Below are 4,570 nucleotides of genomic sequence, written 5' to 3'. Positions count from 1 at the left end.
CTCGCGGCGGCCGGCGCGGGCTCGGGCGCCGGCTTGGGCTTCGGGTCGCGAAGGCCGCGGACGAAGAGGGTCATCACGATCGCCAGGTACAGGACGTAGGCGGCGACCTGAAGCCACGTCATCTGCGTGGTGAGGTTGAAGACGCCCTGGATCAGCTGCGCGTACCAGGAGTTGGCGTCCACGTGCGCGGAGAGGTCCACCGCCAGGGCGGAGCCGCCGGGCAGCACGCCGCCCTCCTGCAGGTCGCGCAGACCGTAGCCGAGGACGCCGGCCGCGATGACGACGAGGCCGAAGCCGGTCCAGGTGAAGAACCTGGTCAGGTTGATCTTCAGCACGCGCTTGTAGAGCGCCCAGCAGAGCACCGCCGCGAGCGCCAGGCCGACGGCGCCGCCGATCAGCGGACCGGCACTGGAGCCGCGCGCGGTCTGGGTGTTGGTCCACAGGAACAGCGCGGTCTCCAGGCCCTCGCGGCCCACCGCGAGGAAGGAGGTGACCACCAGCGCACCGGCGCCCATGGTCAGCGCGGCGCTGACCTTCTCCTTGATCTCACCGGACAGGTTGCGCGCGTTCTTCCGCATCCAGAAGACCATCGCCGTGACGAAGCCGACCGCGACGACGGAGAGGAAGCCGCCGAAGGCCTCCTGCGCGGTCGTGGGCATCTGCTGGGAGCTGAAGGTCAGCACCGCGCCGAAGCTGAGGGAGAGTCCGATCGCCGCGGCGACACCGGTCCACACCTGGGGCAGCCGCTGGGAGTTGCCGCCGCGGACGAGCGTGGCCACCAGGACCGAGACGACCAGGCCGGCCTCGAGCCCCTCCCGCAGGCCGATCAGGAAGTTGGGGAACACGTTGTCCCACATGAGCAGTTGTCCCTCCCCGGGAACAACCCCCGGAACTCGCCGATGGAATTAGCTTAGGCATACCTTAGTAGGGCGCCGGAAGCGGAGTCCATACGGGGTGGGTCACACCGGCTCACCGCTGGTCGCGAGCCTCTGCGGCCCCGGCGGCCTGCGTGTCCGCCGGATGCCGGTGGCCGTGCGTGTCGAGCGTCCGCCGGAGCCGGGTCAGCAACAGGCCGAGCAGCAGCAGCGTGCAGAAGCCGACGGTGCCCCAGAGCCAGCGGCCGGGCGTGGAGGCCAGCGCCCGCCACAGGGCGTCGGCGGCCGGGCGTGAGACCGAGGCGGGCAGGCGCTCGCGCAGCAGTTGGTGCGCCACGGCCATGGTCGCGGCGAGGGCGAGCATCGCCAGCGCGACCCCGCCCGCCGCCCAGGGCAGGGCGGCGGGCCGCAGCAGTACCCCGGCGATCAGACAGGCGAGCGACACCACCGGGAGCCACCCGGCCGCCGACTGCAGCCAGCGGGCGCCGCCCTGAACATGCGTCAGGGACGGTGCGCTGAACAGGAGGTAGCTGGCCTTCACCTCGGGGATGGCCGAGGCGCCGAGCACCTGCTCCTCGACCAGCGTCTGCTTCAGCTCTGCGACGATCTGCCCGATGTCGAGCACCACCTGCCCGTGCGCGCTCTGCACGGCGGTGCCCCCGCGGCCGGTGAGCACCGCCTGGACCGCCGGCTGCGAGGCACGCACGACGTCACGCCAGACGGCGGGGTAGGCCGTGCTCTGCTGGAACTGCACCACCCCGGCGCGCACGAATCCGGCGGACAGCCGCCGCGGCCGGGCCCGGTCCAGGATGACGACGGTGACCTGGTCCGCGATCGCGTTCTGCACGTCCGCGTCCCTGGCGAGCGGGGCCAAGGCGGCGGTGTAGCGGTCGGGCGAGCCGATCTCGTGGGCCAGCCACACGGAGACCAGCGCCGCCGGTGCGCTCATTATCCCGAGCGCCACCAGCAGCGCACAGAGCGCAGTCCTGGCCCACCGCATGCGCACCATTCTGCGCGGCCGGCCGTCCCGCGTCAGGGACCCGTGGCCCGCGTGGCCCGTGGGTCAGGAGGCCACCGGGCGGAAGATCGGGCGGTGCTCGGCCCGGGCGGTGGGCGCGTCCAACTCGACCCGGGCACCGGCCCACAGGCGGTACGCGGCGACGGGCGCGAGCAGCGCCCGCACCCGCAGCCCCTCGTCCAGCTCGACGACGGCGGTGTGCGCGGCCTCGCCGGTGGCGTTGGGACGCGGCAGCGCGTAGATGCGGCCCTGCCCGCCGCTGCGCTCCCAACTGAACTCGCTGCCGCCACAGGCACCGCAGATCACGCTGACCTGCGCCGAGCGCAGGCCGCACCAGCGGCAGCGCTGGAACCTCAGCTCGCCGTGGGCGAGCCCGTCGCGGTACACCTCGGCGGGGTCGGCGTCGCCGGGCGTGGGCCGGGGTGCGGGTGGAGGAGACAGCGGGGACGGAACAGCGGTGGACAGCACGGCCCTCTCCTTTGACGGCGGCGGCAACCCCCGAGGGGTCTTGACGAACGATCGTTAAGCTACGTGGCGAAACGACCGCTGTCCAGCGCCTTCCAGTAAGGTGTCACCAGCCCGCCGGGAGCGGATCCCTAACGAACGATCAGGAAGAAGCGGCCGATGCGACCAGCCGGACAGACCGCGCTGCTGGAGGCCGCGCGCCAGGAGTTCGCCGAGCGCGGCTTCGGCAGCGCGTCCATCAGGAACATCGCCGCGCGGGCGGGGATGAGCCTGTCCGCGATGTACCACTACTACTCGGGCAAGCAGGAGTTGCTCCTCGCCCTGCTCAACGAGGGCATGGACAAGTACTTCACCGCCGTGGCGGCGGCGTTGGAGGCTGTGGACACCGCCGACCCCGCGGACCGCCTGGCGGCGGTGGTCGCCGCGACGACGCGCTTCCGCGGGGAGCACGCGGTGCGCAGCAACCTCCTGCTGCTCGAGGACCGGAGCCTGGGCCCGGACGGACTGGAGTCCTACCGGCGCCGGCAGGTGGAGGCGACCAACCTGTTCCGCGACGCGATCGAGGCGGGCATCTCGTCAGGCGTCTTCCGCACGCCGTACCCGGAGGAGGCGCGGCGGGGGATCATCGCCATGTGCAACGCGGTCGCGCAGTGGTACCGCCCCGGTGGCCCGCTGAGTCTGGACGAGCTGATCGACCGTCACGTCGCCCTCGCCCTCACCCTCGTCGAGTACCGCCCCCAATGGTCCCGCCGCGCCCCGTAGGCGGCGCAGCCGCCAGGGGCGCGGGGAACTGCGCGAGCACACCACTCGTGGAAGTCCGGCCTGCAACAAGGGTCGAACCTCCCCGAGTGGTGTGCGGCTCGCGCAGTTCCCCGCGCCCCTGGACGGTGCGGGCTACTGCTGCTGGTCCTCGACCTGGCGGCGGACTTCGTCCATGTCGACGGCGCGGGCCTGCTTGATGACCTCGTTCAGCGCGGGCGCGGGCAGCGCGCCCGGCTGGGCAAAGATCACCGTGCGGTCGCGGATGATGGCCAGTGTGGGGATCGAGCGGACGTCGAACGCCGCGGCCAGTTCCGGCTGGGCCTCGGTGTCGACCTTGGCGAAGACCAGGTCCGTGTTCTCCTCTGCCGCCGCCTCGTACACCGGGGCGAACTGACGGCACGGGCCGCACCAGCCCGCCCAGAAGTCGATCAGTACGAAGTCGTTCTGGTCCACGACCTCGTTGAAGTTGTCCTTGGTCAGCTCAAGCGTGCTGCCGCTCATGCCGTCACCTGCCTTCCGTTCGTCCGTGACGCCTTACCCGCTCAACGAACAAGCCAGTCCCGTCATTCCTGCGCCTGGGCCACCGCGGCGTCCTCAGGCGTCCCCGCCGCCGAAGACCGAGCGCAGGCCATCCGGGCCGATGCCCAGTTTGTGGTGCACTGATGCCAGCAGCATCCGGACCACGCGGATGGACATGTGGTTCTCCGCCGCGATCTGGCCGATGTCCTGACCGTGGGCGGTGCGCATGGCGACCAGGCGCTCCTGCTCGGTCAAGTCGTCGATCCCCCGCTGCCGGGACGGCGACTGCGGGACGCCCGTCGCCAGGCGCTCGTTGCGGGCCCGCTCGGCCACGGCCTGGGCACCGAGACGCACCGCGTCGCGCTCGGCCTGGTCCAGGTACTCCGCTGCTTCCTCGGCCCGGCCCGAACGGCGCAGCGCGCTGCCGTAGGCGACCATCGAGACCGCGTACTCGTAGGCCGCCGGGGACTGGCCGAGCTTCTCGACCGACTCGCGCAGCAGGTCCAGTTCCTCCTCCGCGCCCGCGGCGACCGCCGCCGAGTCGCGCAGAGCTACGCCGATGGCCGAGTTGATGCCGAGGCGCTCCGCGCGGGTGCGGCCCTCCAGGGCCAGCCGCCGGGCCCTGGCCGGCTCCTTCGCGGCGAGGGCCTGGGCGAGCAGGCCCTTCCATGGGGCCCAGAGCGGGTTCTGCCAACCACGGCGGTCCAACTGGGCGCCCGCTTCCTCCAGTTGGCGGATCCCATCATCCGTCTCGCCCCGGGCGAGCAGCAGCCGGCCGTAGAGCGTGGGGGCGTCAGGGATCACCGTGATGCCGCTGAACGGCGGGCCGAAGCGGTACTCCTGCGCCAGCTTCCAGGCGTCCTCGGTCCGGCCCTGCGCCAGCAGGGTCTCCACTAGATGATCGATTCCAAGGGATCCCTGCGGGCATGAC

Annotated in this window: 6 protein-coding genes; 1 reads left to right on the top strand and 5 read right to left on the bottom strand. The window is 72.0% G+C overall.

Annotation, left to right across the window (positions count from 1 at the left end):
• The 3 genes from efeU to ACFP3V_RS15515 all read right to left on the bottom strand — a co-directional run.
• Nucleotides 1–857: iron uptake transporter permease EfeU (efeU, locus tag ACFP3V_RS15525; RefSeq protein ID WP_380583685.1), on the bottom strand; the 857-nt coding region annotated here is incomplete at its 3' end.
• Between the two features lie 112 nt (nucleotides 858–969).
• Nucleotides 970–1,824, bottom strand: a complete 855-nt coding sequence (locus tag ACFP3V_RS15520) for a hypothetical protein (RefSeq protein ID WP_380583683.1) — start codon at nucleotides 1,822–1,824, stop codon at nucleotides 970–972.
• A 114-nt stretch (nucleotides 1,825–1,938) separates the two neighbouring features.
• Nucleotides 1,939–2,361 carry a Zn-ribbon domain-containing OB-fold protein gene (locus ACFP3V_RS15515; RefSeq protein WP_380583681.1) on the bottom strand — a complete coding sequence of 141 codons (423 nt, stop codon included), beginning with the start codon at nucleotides 2,359–2,361 and terminating at the stop codon, nucleotides 1,939–1,941.
• 156 nt (nucleotides 2,362–2,517) lie between these two features.
• On the opposite strand from ACFP3V_RS15515, the gene ACFP3V_RS15510 reads away from it, so the two are divergent.
• The gene (locus ACFP3V_RS15510) at nucleotides 2,518–3,120 is read left to right on the top strand and encodes a TetR/AcrR family transcriptional regulator (RefSeq protein WP_380583679.1); all 603 of its coding nucleotides are present in this window, start codon (nucleotides 2,518–2,520) and stop codon (nucleotides 3,118–3,120) included.
• A gap of 132 nt (nucleotides 3,121–3,252) precedes the next feature.
• Here the strand turns inward: ACFP3V_RS15510 and trxA are convergent, their stop codons facing one another.
• Nucleotides 3,253–3,621 carry a thioredoxin gene (trxA, locus tag ACFP3V_RS15505; RefSeq protein ID WP_380583677.1) on the bottom strand — a complete coding sequence of 123 codons (369 nt, stop codon included), beginning with the start codon at nucleotides 3,619–3,621 and terminating at the stop codon, nucleotides 3,253–3,255.
• A gap of 93 nt (nucleotides 3,622–3,714) precedes the next feature.
• A complete protein-coding gene (locus tag ACFP3V_RS15500) occupies nucleotides 3,715–4,533 on the bottom strand; it encodes a helix-turn-helix transcriptional regulator (RefSeq protein WP_380583675.1) in 819 nt (272 codons plus the stop codon).
• Nucleotides 4,534–4,570: the final 37 nt, after the last annotated feature.

Origin of the sequence: Streptacidiphilus monticola (assembly GCF_042658505.1) — a bacterium.
In the GTDB taxonomy this organism is placed as follows: Bacteria; Actinomycetota; Actinomycetes; order Streptomycetales; family Streptomycetaceae; genus Streptacidiphilus; species Streptacidiphilus monticola.
Note: the sequence above shows the minus strand (reverse complement) of the source record. Positions and strands in the feature narration are given on the sequence as shown.